The organism is Corynebacterium mendelii (genome assembly GCF_017307055.1).
GTDB classification, from domain to species: Bacteria; Actinomycetota; Actinomycetes; order Mycobacteriales; family Mycobacteriaceae; genus Corynebacterium; species Corynebacterium mendelii.
Genome location: NZ_JAFLEQ010000016.1, coordinates 5,446 through 22,412, shown reverse-complemented (window position 1 = coordinate 22,412; position 16,967 = coordinate 5,446). Strand labels below are relative to the sequence as shown.

Annotated in this window: 12 protein-coding genes and 1 pseudogene; 8 read left to right on the top strand and 5 right to left on the bottom strand. The window is 66.0% G+C overall.

Going from position 1 to position 16,967, the window contains the following annotated elements:
- Window positions 1–607: 607 nt before the first annotated feature.
- On the bottom strand, window positions 608–1,531 hold the full coding sequence (locus JZY06_RS08585) for an aldose 1-epimerase family protein (RefSeq protein ID WP_207279149.1): 924 nt from the start codon (window positions 1,529–1,531) through the stop codon (window positions 608–610).
- Between the two features lie 491 nt (window positions 1,532–2,022).
- On the opposite strand from JZY06_RS08585, the gene serC reads away from it, so the two are divergent.
- From serC to JZY06_RS08570, 3 genes are all read left to right on the top strand, one after another.
- A complete protein-coding gene (gene serC / locus JZY06_RS08580; protein WP_207279148.1) occupies window positions 2,023–3,156 on the top strand; it encodes a phosphoserine transaminase in 1,134 nt (377 codons plus the stop codon).
- 381 nt (window positions 3,157–3,537) lie between these two features.
- Window positions 3,538–4,647: a septation protein SepH gene (sepH, locus tag JZY06_RS08575; RefSeq protein WP_207279147.1), complete on the top strand. Its 1,110-nt coding sequence runs from the start codon at window positions 3,538–3,540 to the stop codon at window positions 4,645–4,647.
- 43 nt (window positions 4,648–4,690) lie between these two features.
- Window positions 4,691–5,614: a DUF6928 family protein gene (locus tag JZY06_RS08570; RefSeq protein WP_207279146.1), complete on the top strand. Its 924-nt coding sequence runs from the start codon at window positions 4,691–4,693 to the stop codon at window positions 5,612–5,614.
- Between the two features lie 92 nt (window positions 5,615–5,706).
- On the opposite strand, the gene JZY06_RS08565 is transcribed toward JZY06_RS08570, so the two are convergent.
- Window positions 5,707–6,573 (bottom strand): TrmH family RNA methyltransferase, encoded by an 867-nt coding sequence (locus JZY06_RS08565; RefSeq protein WP_207279145.1) that lies wholly within the window; start codon window positions 6,571–6,573, stop codon window positions 5,707–5,709.
- Window positions 6,574–6,728: 155 nt separating this feature from the next.
- Window positions 6,729–8,216 (bottom strand): NCS2 family permease, encoded by a 1,488-nt coding sequence (locus tag JZY06_RS08560; RefSeq protein WP_207279144.1) that lies wholly within the window; start codon window positions 8,214–8,216, stop codon window positions 6,729–6,731.
- Between the two features lie 418 nt (window positions 8,217–8,634).
- Between JZY06_RS08560 and JZY06_RS08555 the strand changes: the two genes are divergently transcribed.
- Window positions 8,635–9,486, top strand: a complete 852-nt coding sequence (locus tag JZY06_RS08555) for a glutaminyl-peptide cyclotransferase (RefSeq protein WP_207279143.1) — start codon at window positions 8,635–8,637, stop codon at window positions 9,484–9,486.
- A 17-nt stretch (window positions 9,487–9,503) separates the two neighbouring features.
- A complete protein-coding gene (locus JZY06_RS08550; RefSeq protein WP_207279142.1) occupies window positions 9,504–10,100 on the top strand; it encodes a DUF2771 domain-containing protein in 597 nt (198 codons plus the stop codon).
- A 197-nt stretch (window positions 10,101–10,297) separates the two neighbouring features.
- Here the strand turns inward: JZY06_RS08550 and JZY06_RS08545 are convergent, their stop codons facing one another.
- Window positions 10,298–10,687, bottom strand: a complete 390-nt coding sequence (locus tag JZY06_RS08545) for a cold-shock protein (protein ID WP_207279141.1) — start codon at window positions 10,685–10,687, stop codon at window positions 10,298–10,300.
- A 704-nt stretch (window positions 10,688–11,391) separates the two neighbouring features.
- On the opposite strand from JZY06_RS08545, the gene JZY06_RS08540 reads away from it, so the two are divergent.
- A complete protein-coding gene (locus tag JZY06_RS08540) occupies window positions 11,392–12,051 on the top strand; it encodes a resuscitation-promoting factor Rpf1 domain-containing protein (protein ID WP_207279140.1) in 660 nt (219 codons plus the stop codon).
- A gap of 560 nt (window positions 12,052–12,611) precedes the next feature.
- Entirely contained in the window at window positions 12,612–15,311 is a 2,700-nt protein-coding gene (locus JZY06_RS08535) for an HtaA domain-containing protein (RefSeq protein WP_207279139.1), read from the top strand.
- A 548-nt stretch (window positions 15,312–15,859) separates the two neighbouring features.
- Here the strand turns inward: JZY06_RS08535 and JZY06_RS08530 are convergent.
- Window positions 15,860–16,069 (bottom strand): hypothetical protein, encoded by a 210-nt coding sequence (locus JZY06_RS08530; RefSeq protein ID WP_207279138.1) that lies wholly within the window; start codon window positions 16,067–16,069, stop codon window positions 15,860–15,862.
- A 66-nt stretch (window positions 16,070–16,135) separates the two neighbouring features.
- On the opposite strand from JZY06_RS08530, the pseudogene JZY06_RS08525 reads away from it, so the two are divergent.
- A pseudogene (locus JZY06_RS08525) lies at window positions 16,136–16,967 on the top strand (hypothetical protein); the annotation flags it as partial.

The window sequence follows — 16,967 nt, the reverse complement described above, 5'->3', positions numbered from 1 at the left end:
AGGGCCATGCACATCCCGGTAGCCCCCACCCGAGGGCGGAGACTTCGAAACGTGTCAATGTCGTTTTCCCGCCCGGGTCCGGGACTGCGGTCACGCCCGGTCCGGCGGGTGGACGGCACGGGCGGAACAACGTCGTGTCGACACCGTGCAGTCGGCCACTGTCGTGGTATGCCAACCACCCTACCAAACCTGTGACGGGCCAAACAGCCAATAAGAAACATCGCTGTTCACATACGCCACACCCGCCCAATTAGTGATATCCGACACAGTGGGCGGGATGGCCTGGAACCACCGCCGCCGCAGCCTGCGGACTGTCGCTGCACGCCTGTTACCGCCGCTTGCGGCACACCCCTGTGCGGCGGTGCGCACCCGGTTGATAGCCCCACCCTTTCAGGGGGCGGTGAACCCATCATGATTGACTCGGAACCACCGCTGGCACGGGGGTGAGTTGGGGGGATACACAACTGATATGACCACACCGGAAACCACCGGCATTGTCCGAGCACCGAACCGGACACCACCCCGGTCCGGCCACCACCGTCCGGGGGTGGCCGGACAGCCACCCTGGGGCACAGCCCGCGGCCGGTGGTGGCGGCAGGGGCTGCCGTCAGCCGATGGCTGTCATCGACCAGCTGCCGGTGAAGCTGGCCCCGGGGTCAAGCACAATCACATCGGTGCCGCTGCGGAATGCTTCCGGCGGGCAGGTCATCGGTTCCACGGCGACCGCCCGGCCGCGGCCCGGGTAGGCCTGGTCACAGGCGGGATCGGCGGTGTAGACCTGCACCCAGCCGAACTGCTTGTCGGTTTCAAGCTTTACTCCCCGCCCGTTGCCGTCGACCAGGGTGTGGACGAAAGTTTCGCCCCCCGTGAGGCCGGTGTAGGGGAAATCGAACCAGCGGCCTTTCATCTCGACCCCGTCCAGCCGGTAGGTTTCATCATCGCCTGTCACATCCACCAGCGGCCCGCAGGGCAGGCAGCGTTTCGGATCCAGTGGCAGGCGTTTGGTGGCTGTGACGGTGAGCACACAGTCATCCAGGTCGGCGTCCTGGGCGTTGAGATAGGTGTGCACGCCACAGCCGAAAGGCTGCGGGGTGCCGTCGCTGTTGGTGACGGTGATCTGTGACGACAGGCCTTTGTCGGCATCCAGCCGGTAGGCCACGGCCACATCCAGTCTGAACGGCCACAGGGCCGGGTCATCAACCGCAGCTTCCAGCAGGCAGGAGTCCGCGGTGGATTCAGCCACGGTGAATACCTGCCCGGTCACCGCACCGTGGATGGCGTTGTTGGCGTCCGGCTCGTTGATGGTCAACCGGTGCCGGGTGCCCCGGAAATCGAACACCCCGTCGCCGATGCGGTTGGGCCACGGGAGAAGAAGCTGCCCGGCCGACAGTGGCGGGGTGGTGCCGGCCGGATAGGTCTCGGTGAGGTTGCGGCCCTGATAGGTCACCATCCGGGGTCCGCCACCGGTCAGATTGATCGCCGCCGCATAGTCGCCGGCCGTGAGCAAAACTTCGTGTCCGTTATCAACCATGCCCCACACTCTACGCCCACCACAGGCCGGTTTCGGGGGCTTTTTTCATCCACCCGTGCGCCACCACAACCGCCACGGGCCGACCGGTGGTGTGTGTCCGATTCCACACCGCAGGCCCGCCGGGCGGCAGCCGGTGCGGATGGTGCGGCCCGGCACCGCCGGTGACCTGTCGGAACCCCGGATAAGCCAGGTGGCGCCCATCCCCGGGTGATGCACCCCGGCTGGGGCCAACAGGTGAGGGTTCGCCCGCAACCGGACCCGGTTGCCTAGACTGTCTGGCTATAACCTGCACTCTTTTTCCGCGGCCGTGATTGTTTCCGGCTCTGGTGGCGGCTTCATCGACCACCATGGCCCGGCCCGTGGCCGTGGTGCCGGTTTCAACGGCGTACCGCCCTGCCGCGGGGTGCCCGCCCCGTGCGATGGTCGTGACCGCCGGTATCCCGCACAGTCCCTACACGTTTTTTCATCACCCAGGAAGCCTGTTACCTCATATGTCGACCCCCGAGTTCGTTCTCGACCACGCCATCATCCCCGCCGACGGTCGTTTCGGCTGCGGCCCGTCGAAGGTCCGCCCGGAGCAGATTGATGCGGTGAAAAACGCCGCCACCACGATTATGGGCACCTCCCACCGGCAGGCCGGTGTCAAAGATGTTGTCGGTTCCCTGCGTGAGGGGCTGGCGGAACTGTTCCAGCTGCCCGACGGATACGAGATCATCTGTTCGCTGGGTGGGGCGACCGCTTTCTGGGATGCCGCCACCTTCGGCCTGATCGAGAACCGTTCGGGTCATCTGAGCTTCGGCGAGTTTTCCCAGAAATTCGCTTCCGCCTCGGCGAAAGCACCCTGGCTGGAGGAACCGTCGGTGGTGACGGCCAATCCGGGGGATGCCCCTGCCCCGCAGGCCATTGACGGCTGCGACATCATCGCCTGGGCGCACAATGAAACCTCCACCGGCGCGATGGTGCCGGTTGTCCGCCCGGAGGGCTCCGACGGCCAGCTGGTGGTCATTGACGCCACCTCCGGTGCCGGCGGGCTGCCGGTGGACATGTCCCAGGCCGATGTCTACTACTTCTCGCCGCAGAAATGCTTCGCCTCCGACGGCGGGCTGTGGTTTGCCGCCGTCAGCCCGGCGGCCATCGAACGCATCGAAAAGATCAACTCCTCCGACCGGTTCATCCCCGCTTTCCTGAACCTGCAGACCGCGGTCGATAATTCGCGGAAGAACCAGACCTACAACACCCCGGCGGTGGGCACCATCATCATGATGGACGACCAGGTGAAATGGATGAACGACAACGGTGGTCTGGGCGGGATGGTCTCGCGCACCCGCGCCAACTCCGAGGTGCTCTACAACTGGGCTGATGCCTGCCAGGTGGCCCGGCCGTTTGTGGCCAATCCGGCCAACCGCTCCCTGGTGGTCGGCACCATCGACTTCGACGACAGCATTGATGCCGCCGTGATCGCCAGGGTGCTGCGCGCCAACGGCATCGTCGATGTCGAGCCCTACCGCAAACTGGGCCGCAACCAGCTGCGGGTCGGCATGTTCCCCGCGATCACCAGCCAGGATGTTGAAAAACTCACCCGCTGCATTGACGCTGTCATCGATGCCGGGGTAGCCGCCAGGTAGCCGGACATACGCAGCGGAAAAACCACTCCACCCCGCCCGCGGACCTTGCCGGCGCGCAATCGGCGCCCGGACAAGGTCCGCGGGCGGCATTTTTTACCCTGTGCGCCTGTGTGCCCGGCTGCGGTGACAGGTTTGTCCGCCCGGCGGCAGGGTGCGGGCAACAGGCCGGGAGAAGTCGCGGTGGGAAAAATACCGCCGAAGCTGCGATAGAGTGGATGGTAAAAAAACACAGCTGCCCTTCCCCGCCCGTGCAGCGTGACCGGATCCCCGCCCGGCTGTGCAAGCAGCTGTCCGGGGCATGTCACCGGCACCGTTTTTTACCGCCGCACGGGTGGTCCCCGCCCGGCAGCTGGTATCCGCCACCGCCCAAGGAGTCGTTGAGTGCACGAGCTTGAAATCATTGCCGAGCAGTCTGACCGGCAACGTCTGGTCCTGCGCCGGGCCGGTGACGGCACCAGACCCAACACCCCCGACGAGCGTTTCGGTATCGCTGTCACCGCCGAACTGTTGACCGCTCTGGGGCTGAAAGCCACCGGCAAATACGCCCGCCCCGTCGACGGGGCCACCCCCGGCCCGCAGGATGATTCCACCACCCCGGCCGATTCCCCCGCCGGTGGGACGGCAAACAGCACCGGCAATGGCGACAACGCCGGGACCGGCGCCCCCGGGTCCACCGGCGGGGCGTCGCCGTCAACCCGCACCCCGGCGCTCAACGGTGTTGTCTCCTCAGCCGAGCAGGCCACCGGCACCCGGGAGAAAATCCGGGTGGACGCCCGCAAACCGGCCCCGCTGAAAATTCCGCCGAAAGAAATCCAGAAGAAACTCCGCGCCGGGGCCTCGGTTAGGGATGTCGCCGAATTCTGCGGGGTGGCCGAAAGCCGCATCATGCCTTTCGCCCTGCCGGTTCTGCATGAGCGTGCCCGTATCGCGCAGCTGGCCAAACAAGCGCATCCGGTGCGCAGCGACGGGCCGGTTCGGCTGAGCCTGTCGGAGGTGGTGGCTGCGGCCCTGGTTGCCCGCGACGCTGATCCGGCCGATGCGGTGTGGGATTCCCACCGGGACACTTCCGGGCAGTGGGTGGTCACCGTGACCGTGCCCGGTGGCGGGGAGCCTGCGGCCTGGGCGTTTACCAACAAAGGTATTTCCTCCCCGACCGCGGTGCCCAACAATGCGCCCGCCCGGGAGATCACCGAACCCTACATGCCCGCCGGACGCCCGGCCGCGGCCGCCGCGTGGGACGACGACGATGACACCGACGGCGACGCGGAGTCGACCGCGCCCGCCACAGACGGCACACAACCTGCCGCCACACACCGGGAGCGGTCGAATGTCTCCGCACTCCGGCCCGCCGATTCCTCCGGGCAGGAAGCGCTCATCGACGGCCCGGACTATGCCCCGCGGCCGCGCAAACGCAAAAAACGCGCCGAAACCCCGCATTGGGAAGATGTTCTCCTCGGGGTGAGGACCAGCAAGAAAAACCCCAGAAAATAAACCCGCCACCTTGTGGTCGTTGTCGAGATAAAAGCGAGAAGCCATGTCCGGTCACACACCCCAACCCGGGACCGTCGTCACCGTCTGGTACACAGACACCGACGACATTGCGCACGCCATCGCCACGGGTCCGCACGCCGACCGTGGTTTCGGGCGCAAGTTTCTAGCCCAGCTCAACCCCTATGCGCCCGCCACACCCATCGGCGAGTTCCCGATGAACAGGTCTGTTCCCGCCTCCGTCGACGAGTACTACATCGCCGGCTACCCGGGGGTGACGATGGTGCAGACCGTCGTCGACGATCTGTGGGAGGTCTCGAAACTCGATCCGAAGCTCCTGTGCTGTGTCGGCGCCCGCGATGTCTACGCTTTCGCCGCCAACCCGTCATTCGGCTACGCCGGTTTCGCCCACTGGCACAACAGCGACACCGACCGCGACCCGGCCGACACCTCCCCGGTGTCATTGTCCTCGATGACCGTCAAACGCGCTTTCGCCGCCAAACGCAGCCGGGTCTACGAAGACATCGGGCTGCCCGGCACCTTCGAGGGTCCCTTCTGGGCCGGGGAGATGGATGACGGCCAGCACAGCTCGCCGCTGGATTTGCGTTTCGCCCCCTCCACCCTGCGCCGGGTGGCGGAAAGGGAATGGCTCGGTTTCACCGTCAGCCCGCTGGGGCCGACCATCCGGGTGGTGGCTTTCGCCACCGACGGCCGCCCCGAGCCGAAGATCGAAAACGAACCGCACATCACCTTCGATTTCGATTCGATCATCGGCCAGTCCGCCCGCAAACTCGGTATCGGCGCCCTGGACGACTACGACGACTACGAAACAGACCCGCCGCGCAGCAGCCCGCCCGCCACCGATTTGAAGAAACTGGCCGACGATGTCGGGCAGGCCCTGGGAACCATCGGCAGCAAAGCCCGGGAAGGGCTGGGAAAAGCCCTCGGGGAGCGCTTCAAACCCCGCTGACACCCCGTGCCCCCGCCCGCTGCTGCCCCCGCCATTGTCCGTAGCGCCACAGGTTCACTCCCGCGCACCGGGCATACCGTGGTGGTGTCTTTTCACCCGCGCAGGCTGCGCTGCCGTTCATAGAAGGCGATGGCCGCGGCCTGCGCGAGATTGAGCGAATCAGTGCCCGCGGCCATGGGGATTCTGGCCCGGCAGTCGGTGGCCCGCATGGCGTGCTCGGTCAATCCGGGTCCTTCCGCACCAACCAGCAGGGCGACTTTCGCCGGCGGCACGCCACCCGGCGGGTCCAGCACATCGGCAATATGCCTGGCCCGCGGATCCGGGGTCAGTGACACCAGGGTGAAACCGTGATCGGCCAGAAGCGCCAGGCTGCGCTGCCAGGTCGTCGGGGTGCCGCCGGTGTGGGCGAACGGGGTGCGCAGCACATGCCCCATCGAAACCCGCACCACCCTCCGGTACAACGGGTCGGCGCACCCCGCGCCAAACAGCACCCCGTCAACCCCCATTCCGGCGGCGTTGCGGAACATGGAGCCGATATTTTCGTGATCGCCCACCCCTTCCAGCACCACCACCGTCGACGCACCGGCAATGACCTGTTCCACCGTGTGCTCCACCGGCCGGTCGGCACTGGCCACCAGCCCCCGGTGCAGGTCGAAACCGGCCACCGCCGCCAACACCTCCCGGCTGATTTCCATCACCCGGCAGCCGGTGCGCCGCACTGCTTCGGCGGTGGCCGGATCAGCCAACAGCTCGTCGAGTTTCGCGGCGGTTCCGGCCACCGCCCGGCAGCCGAAACGGCTGCCGAGAAGCCGACTTACCACCAGCACACCCTCGGCGATGACCAGCCCCTTGCCGCCGGGGCGGTCGGGGCGACGGTCGCTGTGGTTTAAATCCCTGAAATCATCCAGGCGGCTGTCCGACGGGTCGGCAATGCTGATGCGCGCTATCACGTCGGCCATCTTAACCGTCGCTTCCCCCGGGCGGCGCCCACGGCTTGTGCCGAGTGGACAATGTCCCCACCACAGACAATCCCCCGCCCCACCGGCCAGCCGGTGGTGCGGGGGATCAATCGCGCCCCCCCGGAATTGGTGGAACAGGGGCGGCGGGTTGCGGGTTAACCGGCGATGGCCCCCATCACCGGGTCAATGGCGAAGTAGACCAAAAACAGTGCGCTGATCAGCCACAGCAGCCAGTGGACGGATTTGGCTTTGCCGCTGGCGGCGGCCATGAGTGTCCAGGCGATGAAACCGACGCCGATACCGTTGGCGATCGAGTAGGTGAAAGGCATGATCACAATCGTCAAAAAGGCCGGCAGCGAGGTGGAGAACTCGCTGAAGTCGATGTCTTTGACCTGCGCCATCATCATCGCGCCGACCACCACCAGCACCGGGGCGGCAGCTTCGATCGGCACGATTTCATACAGCGGGGTCAAAAACATCGCCAGCAAAAACAGCACGCCGGTCACCACATTGGCAAGACCGGTGCGCGCACCGTCGGCGATGCCGGCCGCCGAGTCGATGTAGACGGTGTTCGACGAGGCGGACGCCCCGCCGCCGACCACAGCACCCACACCTTCAACAATGAGGGCTTTTTTCATGTCCGGCAGGTTGCCGTCGGCATCGACCAGACCGCCTTGTTTACCCAGCGCGGTCATGGTGCCCATGGCGTCGAAGAAGTTCGCCAGCACCAGGGTGAACACCAGAAGGCTGGTGGCCAGCACACCGATACGGGTAAACGATCCGATCAAATCCACCTGGCCGACCAGTGACAGGTCGGGGAGGGATCCGATGGTGTCGGGAAGCTCCGGGACGGCCAGCGACCAGCCGGTGGGCACCGGTTTACCGTCCACGAACGACGGGCCGGCACCGGTGAGCGCCTGCACGATCATGGCGATGATGGTGTTGGCGACAATGCCGATGAACAGCCCGCCGCGCACATTTTTCGCCACCAGCACACCACAGATGACAAGCCCCAGACAGAACACGAATGTCGGCCATGATCCGATGGAGCCGTTGATCCCCAGCCCCACCGGCACGGTGGTGTGGGCGGAATCGGGGATACGGCGCACGAAACCGGCGTCGACCAGGCCGATCAGTGCGATGAACAGGCCGATGCCCACACCCATGGCGGTTTTCAGATCGTGCGGGATGGCGTTGAACACGGCCACGCGGAAACCGCTGGCCGCCAAAATGACAATGATGATACCGTCGATGACGACCAGGCCCATCGCCTCCGGCCAGGTCAGCCCCTCGGTACTGACCAGGGTGACGGCCACCAGGGTGTTGATGCCCAAACCGGTGGCGATACCGAAAGGATATTTGGCGATCAGGCCGAAACCGATGGTCATCACACCGGCGGCCAGGGCGGTCACGGCAGCAACCGTGGGAATTCCCAGGGTGTTGCCGTTGATGTCGGCGATATTGCCGATGATCAGCGGGTTGAGGATCACGATGTAGGCCATCGCGAAAAACGTCACGACGCCGGCCCGGATTTCGGTGCCGACGGTGGAGCCGCGCTGGGTGATGGAAAAATATTTATCCAGTGCGCCATCACCGGTGCGCGGTGCCGGGGCGGCCGTACTGGAACTGCTGTTGGGGTTCATGAACCTATCCGGTTGACTCGGGTGCGGGTGGGTGTTTGTGAAAAAACAACGGCTGGGACACCCCGGTGGTGGACAGGCACCGAAAAAAACACCCCGGGCCGGCTGCCTGCAACCGGTGCACGGTTGGTTGGGGCGCGTCGGGCCGATGGTTCACGCGGCGCATGACGGGTTTGTCCCACCGCATACAATGGCACCGGTCGGTTGCCCACGGCAACTTAAAACCCCGCATAAGGCGGCTGTGCAAGAACTTAAAACAGCATGAAACCGCCGTTGACGTCTGTGTTTCCACCCCACCGCGCGGGTGGGTGCCGCGCAGCCCCACCCGGTTTTCCCTGCGGCAGCCGATCTTTATGTTTTTCCTTCACACCTTTCCCGCAACCCGCACCCGGCTGGTTGTTTTTTCGTTTTTGGTTTCCCCATGATCCGTTTTCCCCTCCGGCTGGCCGCTGCCGCGGCAGCCGCCGCACTGGCCGCCGGCTGCAGTGTCAGTGATGCCCCCGACCACACCACCACCGACACCTCGTCCGGGCCGGTGGCGGACACCGCCCCGACTGATCTGCGCGCCGAGGTGATCTCCACCCACCGGATGGATCCGGACAGCTTCACCCAGGGGCTGACGGTTGTTCCCGCCGACACCGCAGACGGGGACCGCATCCGCATCCTGGTCTCGACCGGGCTGCGTGGCGCAAGCCGCATCTACACCGCCTGGCTGGACGGCGACGAGATTGTTTCCGCGGATATCGACGACAGCCTGTTCGGGGAGGGATCAGCGGTGTCAGGCCCCTTCATCTGGCAGCTGACCTGGACATCGGGGGTGGTGATCAAACGGGATGCGCACACCCTGGCCGAACTCGGCCGGCAGCACATCGCCGGTGAGGGCTGGGGTTTGTGCTACAACGACGCCACCGGGATGCTCATCCAGTCCGACGGCAGCAACCGTCTGCGGCTGCGGGATCCGCACACCTTCGCCGACAAGGGCCTGCTGCCGCCGGTCACTGACGGTGGTGCGCCGGTCGACAACCTCAACGAACTCGACTGCGGCGGGGAGGTGATCTGGGCGAATGTGTGGCAGCAGCCGTTGCTTGTCGGCATTGACCCGGCCACCGGGCACGTCATCCACCGGGTGGATTTGTCCGCCCTGGATCCGCAGACCGGGCACCGCGATGATGTGGCCAACGGCATTGCCCGTATCCCGCACACCGACCGGTATCTTGTCACCGGCAAACGGTGGGGAGTCATCTACCAGGTGCGGTTCGTACCCGCCGGATAGCCCGGTAGCATCAGGGTATGGCAGCACGGAAAAAGACAAGAAAAAACTTACCCCAGATCGTCGGGCTGCTCATCGCCGTCGTGGTGGTGGTGACAGCCTCAGTGGCGTTCCAGCACTGGTGGAACAACCGGCGAACCAGCCCCGCCGATGTGACGGTCACCTTCAGCTGGGAGGGCGACAGCCACACCCTCACGCCCTACTGGGTGTGCGGCTTCGGCGAGAACTGCCCGGCGGGTAAGGCCCCGGTGGTCGACATTGCCGGAAGCGACACCGTCACCGTCGAGGTACCGCGGGAGGTGTGGGACCACGACTGGAGTCTGTTGACCATCTATGACAATCCGGCGGCCAACGACGAGCAGTATTTCGGCGGCGGCCAGGCGAAAAAAGTCGATGTCCCGGTCGCCCCGGATCAGAAAGGCGGTGGACCGGCACCGACACTGCTGGTTGTCGAGGTTCATTCCCTGTTGGTGGGAGAAGACGACAACGGCGAGGAAGCCCCCTACTCGGTGGTGTGGGCGATCCACACCGGGGACAATGCGGAACAACAGCAAACCGGCACCATCTCCTCCTCCCCGACGGCAACCCCGACCACGGACAGTGGCGGCGGCTCCTAGGGAAACCGCCCCGCCATGAGACAGCCCTGCCGCCGGTCAACGCAGCGGGGCATGGGACAACACACCCATCGGGGACCTGAAAAATCAACCGGCCCCGAAAAAAGCCGTCCACCCCAACACCTGCGGGCGTTGGGGTGGACGGCTTTGTGGCCGGTTGCTGTTTTTTCTTCCGCACCGGGGTCAACCGGCGCCGCGGATCAGACCTCGAGCTCGTCGGCGACGGCTTTGAGGATCTCGGCGATTTTCTGGCTGTGCTTGCGGTCGGGCCAGCGGCCGGAACGCAGGTCCGGCTGGATTTTGTTTTCCATGATGGTGATCACGTCACCGATCATGCCGTGCAGTTGTTCGGGGGTGTACTTGTGGAGGGCTTTCCTGCTCAGCCGCGGCTGATCAACCAGGGTGACCCGCAGCGCCTGCGGTCCGCGCCGCCCGGCCACGAAATCGAACTCGATTTTCTGGCCGCGGTGCAGTTCGGTGACGCCTTCGGGCAACACGTCCTTGCCGACGTAGCAGTCCTCGTCGTCCGGGTTGGAGACAAACCCGAAGCCTTTCTCCGCGTCGTACCACTTCACCTTGCCGGTGGGCATGTGGTCATGCACCTCTTCCATCATCGGCCGGGCACGAAACCGGTGGATGGTGCGGCGCCCGGGAAAAACCCCGCCTTGCCGACCGGGGCCCCTCGGCGCGCCGCACCATCCCCGGCGGCGCCGGGGTAACGCCTGCCGTATGGTGGCGGCACAGCGTCATTGGTGTTCATTGCTCACAAAGAGCACGGCGCCCGGTGGCGCCATGCAGATCGATTAATTATACAGCCCCGGAAGCTGATGACTTAAAAACGATGGTGTCCACGGCCCCGCACATCCCCCCTCACCCATGTGTGGCATAGATCATACCCGGCACCTTGATAGCACTGACCTGCACATTCACCCCCACAACAAGGGATATGCAACCAGTTTGTGAAATGAGCGTGACAGTTTCGTTACAAACCGCTATGTTGTGTGTCAGGCCTCCCCCACCCTGCCCCGCCCGGAATCCACCGGGCTGATCAGCAGCAACGGAGCCAACATGCCGGCCCCGCACCACCGCGGCCCCGGTGGGCGGCATGCCCGGCAGGGTGGGGCATGCGGTAGTCTTCACGGGTCGGCCGGCACCCCACGTGCCGGGGTCCCAGCGACCGGATACCGTCATCAATGACTTTCACACAATAAAAAAGCACGATACAACGACCGACAACCGGCAGACCCGATAGCACGGGAGCCTGTCCGGCTTTCGAGAGGATTGCAGTTCACCCATGGCCAAGCACGCGAAAAAACGCACCCCCCGCTTCACCCGTATCGCGACATCCGCTGTCGCATTGTCCGCCGCGGTCGGCGCTTTCGCCCCGACCGCGCAGGCCGCACCGATCTCCGACTGGGACCGGCTGGCCGGGTGTGAGGCCGGCGGCAACTGGGCGATCAACACCGGCAACGGTTTCTACGGTGGGCTGCAGTTTACCGCCGGTACCTGGCGCGCCTACGGTGGCGGCAAGTACGCCCCCTTCGCCCACCAGGCCACCCGCCTGCAGCAGATCGAAATCGCGGAGAAGGTTCTGGCCGGACAGGGCTGGGGCGCATGGCCCGCCTGCTCGGCACGTCTTGGCCTTAATTCCGCCCCGCAGTCGCGTCCTGCCCCGGCTGCGTCCGCCCCGGCTGTTGAGCGTCTGGGTTCGTCGGATTCCGCCGACGCCCCCGCCCCGGCACAGGCCCCGGCGCCTGCCGCCACAGTCGATACCGCCGATGCCGAGGCTGTTGACGCCGTCTACGATCTGATCAGCCGCCACCTGGAAGAGCAGGGCCGCTCCATCCCCGGCGAGGTGGAAAGCTACTACCGCGCCAACCGCGATGACTTCGCGTCCTTCTACGCCTCCACCCGCGACGCCATCCGCGAGGCAGCCCAGGGCTTCCAGCGCTAGAGCCACGCCCCACTTTCTGCGGAAAAACGCGTCGGGACACGCTTTTTCCGCCGCAGGCCTTTTGCGGCCCCGGTCGACCACACACGGTCCGGCCGGGGCCGTTTTTGCGTATTGTCCGCCTGCCCCCACACCACCGGCAGACCGGGCGACAGGTGCACATCTTCCAAAACCGGTTTCCCCGCCATCCAGACAGGATAAACGGGGCACCGCACAGGTTTTTTCAGTCACATTGACCCCACCAGTGGGCAGATTCAGTCCCGACGGCGAAGAACCGCCACCACACATGCCACCTAGCCCAACCCTTTTTGGGGGGGCCATTCGCCACCTGCTGCCGTACCGTTTCCCGTGGTCTTCGTCCGGTCGCGTCAACACTATTGCCTTTTAGGTAAGGCTTGGTTAATTATCGATGCGGGGCGGGTCGGGTTCGTGCGGCGCGGGGGCGTTTGCACCTGTTTCCCTGATAGCGCTGCCGCACCCGGGTGACCGGCCCCGGCGGGTTTGCGCCCATGGTGCAACGCCCGTTGCTGTTTCAACCGTTGCTTTTTGGGGAAGGAGAAAAAATGGGTGCACGTTCCGGCAGTCTGCGCCACCGCATGACAATGCTGTGCGCGGCAGGCATGACCGCCACGCTGGTGGCCGGGGTTGTCCCGGCTCCCGCCGGCGCCTGGGAGAAAGATTTCGCCTTGTCGGCGACAGCCGGTCGGCCGCAGAGCTATCCGGAGGATACTCCGGCGTTGTCGTGGGCGATCAAACGCAGTTGGATGAAGTATTCCCAGGGAATAGACCACATCTTCGACGGGGCGGTCAAAGACGGCCGTTTCGGTCTCCGCTGGCCGCTGGTCTCCGCTGATCCGGTCACCGCCGACCGGATCCACGCCCAGTACGCCGGTTCGGTCAACTTTCTCAAATACTGCGACAACAACGACGATGAGAAACGCGGCGAGTGCCTGCTTGACGTGTCTTTGAAGGATCCGGAGCTGACCTACAATCCGACCACCGGCGAGGGCGAATTGTGGGGCACGGTGATGAGCCGCCTGCTCGACGAGATGAGCTGGGATTCCGCCACCAGCAGCTGGATGGGGCCGGAACGCATCAAACTCGCCGACCTCAGCGGCGGCATGCTGTCGTTTACCAATGCGGGCGGGTCGGTGACCTTGCGGGGCGTCGATGCGTTTATCTCCGAGCCACTGGCTTTGGCGATGATGGGGTATGAGCCAGGCCAGCGCATCGATTCCCTGGACTTTACCGTTCCCGGCTATCTGCCCGGGCCGCTGTCGGCCCCGCACAGCCCTTGGCGGGTGGAGACCACCACTGTTTCCGGTGACAGCTTCACCAACGGCGGCTGGTACCTCATCGATGACACCCATCTGGCCAACTACGGCACCTACATCGACGGCTGGTTCGTCGGCCCGAAGGTCGGCGTGTTCACCGTCATCGACCGGGAAACGGGGAAGGCCACCGCCAGAAAAGAGGTCAGGGCCGACGGGGAGACCGGGGTTGTCTTCGATGCCAAGAACAGTCGCTTCCTCATGCTGGCGGGGGAGGAACAACAGCTGGTGTCGATTCCGGTGACAGCCGACGGCATCGGGCAGGAAACTGTTGCGGCCCGGTTGGGCGACGGGGAGGGGACAATCGTCGCTGCTTCCCCCGACACCGGCGGCGGGATTGTTTTCCTCGAGGCCGCCGATGACGGCGACAGTGCTCTGCGGGTGATCGCCCACCGGGTGGATGCCGACGGCAACGACACCATCGTCGGGCTGCCCGCCACGGTGGACGGGGCCGGCGGCAGCAGTGGCGGCAGCACCCCCTATTTCCAGCCGGGTACCGACGGGCTGGACACCAACACGCTCGTCCCACTGCCCGACGGTAGTTTCCTGCTCCGCAATCCCCGTCCCGGTGGGGTTCCGGTGCGGCTGGATTTGTCCGACGGCACAGCCTCGGTGACCCCGCTGGTCACCGAGTCTCCCTGGCCGACGGAGTCGGAAACCGTCCTCGACCGGGTGAGGGTGACAGGCGACAGCGTTATTGTGTTCGGCGAGGCCAATTTCGGCAGTTTCGGTTCCACCGCCACCGACGCGTCCCGCACCTTCACCTCGTACCGCTACGTTGACGGACAACTATCGGTGGTGGGCAGGGCACTGATGGACAAGGACACCCGGAATGTGCTTGATGTGGCGGCCAATCCGGACACCGGACAGATAGCGGTTCTCGCCGCCATCGCCCGGGATTCCAGAGGGGTGTCGGTTTTCGACCTGGAGTTCAACCGGCAGGCTTTACCGGCGGGTCTGCCGCTGCGGGACAGCACGGTAGACGGCGGCCACTGGATTATCAGCGACGGCGCACACTGGATACTGCCGGACGTCGCCCTCAACGACGATGACCGGCAGGGGCTTGTCGTGGTGGAGTTGTCCCCCGCCGACGCCCCGGTGGCGGCGGACGCGTCCCTCAGCCCGGTGCTGATCGGTTCCGGTGACACCACCTCCCAGGGACCGGCAGTGACCGCCGGTGATGATTTCACCGTGACTGCGGGCGACACCGTCGACGGGTTGCCCGTAGCCACCGTCACTGTCGCCGATCCGGAGCAGGCGGTGCTTTCCGTCGACGGTCTGCCGGCGGGACTGACTGCGCACCTGGGCAAGGACGGGGCGGTGACGGTCTCCGGCACACCGGCCGCGGCGGCTGCGCCGTCACCTGTCCGGGTGACGGTCACCGATTCCTTCCTCCGCACCGCCGACGGCGAATTCACCATCACGGTCGCCACACCCCTGACCGAGCGCATCACCGTGACACCGAAACAACACAGCATCACCGTGGCGCCGCACACACCGGTGGACAACACACTGATCGCCACCATCTCCGGCGACGGGGCCGGGGAACTCGACGGTATCGTCTTCGATGGTCTCCCACCCGGACTGGAGGTGTCCTGGGACAAAAAAACAGGTGCGGTCACGGTCGCCGGCACCGCCGCACAGTCCCTGCCCGGCACCGTGGCGGTCACCGCCACCAGGCTGACGGCAGGTGGCGGGGAAGTTTTGCTGGGGACTATCCCGCTGACGTTGACTGCCCCGCCCGGACCCGCCACGCCCCCGGAAAGTGATCCGGGTCCCGCCGACGGGCAGCGGGCAACCACCGGATCATCACCGGCAGCCGGTGCGGTTGCGGCACTCACGGCATTGCTGGCGCTTGTCGGCGGGATTCTGGCGTTTCTGACCCTGCCGGGTGTTCTGCCACCGGCACCGGAGCGGGGCGCCGCCCCCTGACCCGGTAGCGGACAGGGGCACCGCGGCATCACCGCCCCGGCCACGGTTGTTGCCGGCGGCGGTGTGCCCCGGGTTTTTCGCAGGCGTCTGCCGCAGCGGCTGTGCACAGCCGGATTGGTGGTGCCTGCCGGCCCGTGCGGCGACCACCCTATCGGCCGTCCCGGCCCCGGCTCACCCCCGTAGACCACCCCTTGGTGTCTTTCCCTCCGCCGCACCAGCGGCCATGGTCGGGCTGCTCCGGCACGCCGCACCGCCGCCGCGGCGGCGCGCCGCGGGATGGTGCGGAGAAAAAATACTTCCCGGGCCGGTGTTTTTCGTCCCGGCCGGCAACCGCCCGGGTGGGGGTGGGCACGCCTGCGCCGGCCACCGGCGGCGGTGCGCCCGGCGGCCCCGGGTGGCGCGGACGGGGCGCGGGCGGGTTGTGGCTGCGGGCACAGCCGCACGTTCAGCTGCCCGACAGCCCCGTCTAGCTGCCATGACAGCCCTGAAAGCCGACCCGCCCCGCGGCCCGGAGCAAGCCGGGGGCGGGGCGGGCGGGCAGCTGCCGTCTAGCCGACGGTCGGTCCACCGTTGATGTTGGTGTAGGGGTGGACGTAGCCGGTTTTTTCCGCCGGCAGCGGGAAAGGCATGTCGTCGCCGAACGGCGAGGACGCCCCGGAGAGCTTGTTGACCAGCTCGGTGACATAGTGCCCGTCGCCGGGAATATGGGCCGGCCAACCCGGGTCAACGAAGTGCTTTTTCTCAACTTTTTTCGCCATAGTCGATATTGTCTCAAACGGGCGGGGCAAAAGTCACCTTGTTGGGGAACTAAAATTGCGGGCATCATGTCTTCTGCTTCCCTCCCCCACCGCCCGCCCGCGTTCACCGCGTGGCTGTCCGGCATCGACGATGACCATCTGCGGTGTCTTCTCATCCGCCGCTGCGAATGCCTGCAGGGCAGCCAACCACGCAGTATGCGTGCCCTGGGGATTGAACTGATGAGTCTTGCCTCCCTGGCCGCAGCGGTGCGCAGGCTCACCGCCCCGGAGCTTGCCGTCCTGGAATCGGTGATTTCCCTCGGCGGGGAATTCGATCCTGTGGATGCCCCCGATGTGGTGGACCGCCTGCTGCGGGCGGCCGCTGAAAGCGACATGACCAGTCAGCCGGATCCCGGTATTTTCTGGCGGGCGCTGCGCACCCTGATCATGGTGGGCCTGGTGTGGGGGCCGGATACCACCGGCTGGTACGCCGGCGCCGACGAGCTGTCGCACACCGACACCACCACCGGACTCGGCCTGTGCGCGGCCCGGCGGCTGTCCTTGCATCCGATGCAGCCGGCCGCACCGTTGAGCGGGCCGGTTGTCACCCATCCCGGTATCAGCCAGACCATCCCGCCGGCAGCCATGCAGGTCGGTACCGGCGGCCCCGGGGAGCCGACGGTGACCGCCGGATACCGGCTGATCGCCGAGCTTCCCGCCCAGCAGCGCCGGATTGTGCGCACCCTGGCGGCGGCCGGGCGCACCGGAACCTCCTCCGGGGCGGGGCCCGATGCCGCCCCGGATCATCCGGTGCGCCAGCTGATCGAACGCGGGGTACTGGCCCGCCTGGACGGCACCCGGGTGCTGCTGGTGCCCGGGGTGGCCGCCGCCGCCGACAGCCCCGATGAGGCACCGGCGA

Bases quoted from the DNA above. Each gene is read 5' to 3' on its own strand.
- JZY06_RS08560 (WP_207279144.1), bottom strand. From the start codon at position 8,216: ATGAACCCCAACAGCAGTTCCAGTACGGCCGCCCCGGCACCGCGCACC.
- JZY06_RS08565 (WP_207279145.1), bottom strand. From the start codon at position 6,573: ATGGCCGACGTGATAGCGCGCATCAGCATTGCCGACCCGTCGGACAGC.
- serC (WP_207279148.1), top strand. From the start codon at position 2,023: ATGTCGACCCCCGAGTTCGTTCTCGACCACGCCATCATCCCCGCCGAC.
- JZY06_RS08545 (WP_207279141.1), bottom strand. From the start codon at position 10,687: ATGCCCACCGGCAAGGTGAAGTGGTACGACGCGGAGAAAGGCTTCGGG.
- JZY06_RS08530 (WP_207279138.1), bottom strand. From the start codon at position 16,069: ATGGCGAAAAAAGTTGAGAAAAAGCACTTCGTTGACCCGGGTTGGCCG.
- JZY06_RS08550 (WP_207279142.1), top strand. From the start codon at position 9,504: ATGGCAGCACGGAAAAAGACAAGAAAAAACTTACCCCAGATCGTCGGG.
- JZY06_RS08555 (WP_207279143.1), top strand. From the start codon at position 8,635: ATGATCCGTTTTCCCCTCCGGCTGGCCGCTGCCGCGGCAGCCGCCGCA.
- JZY06_RS08585 (WP_207279149.1), bottom strand. From the start codon at position 1,531: ATGGTTGATAACGGACACGAAGTTTTGCTCACGGCCGGCGACTATGCG.
- JZY06_RS08535 (WP_207279139.1), top strand. From the start codon at position 12,612: ATGGGTGCACGTTCCGGCAGTCTGCGCCACCGCATGACAATGCTGTGC.
- JZY06_RS08540 (WP_207279140.1), top strand. From the start codon at position 11,392: ATGGCCAAGCACGCGAAAAAACGCACCCCCCGCTTCACCCGTATCGCG.
- JZY06_RS08570 (WP_207279146.1), top strand. From the start codon at position 4,691: ATGTCCGGTCACACACCCCAACCCGGGACCGTCGTCACCGTCTGGTAC.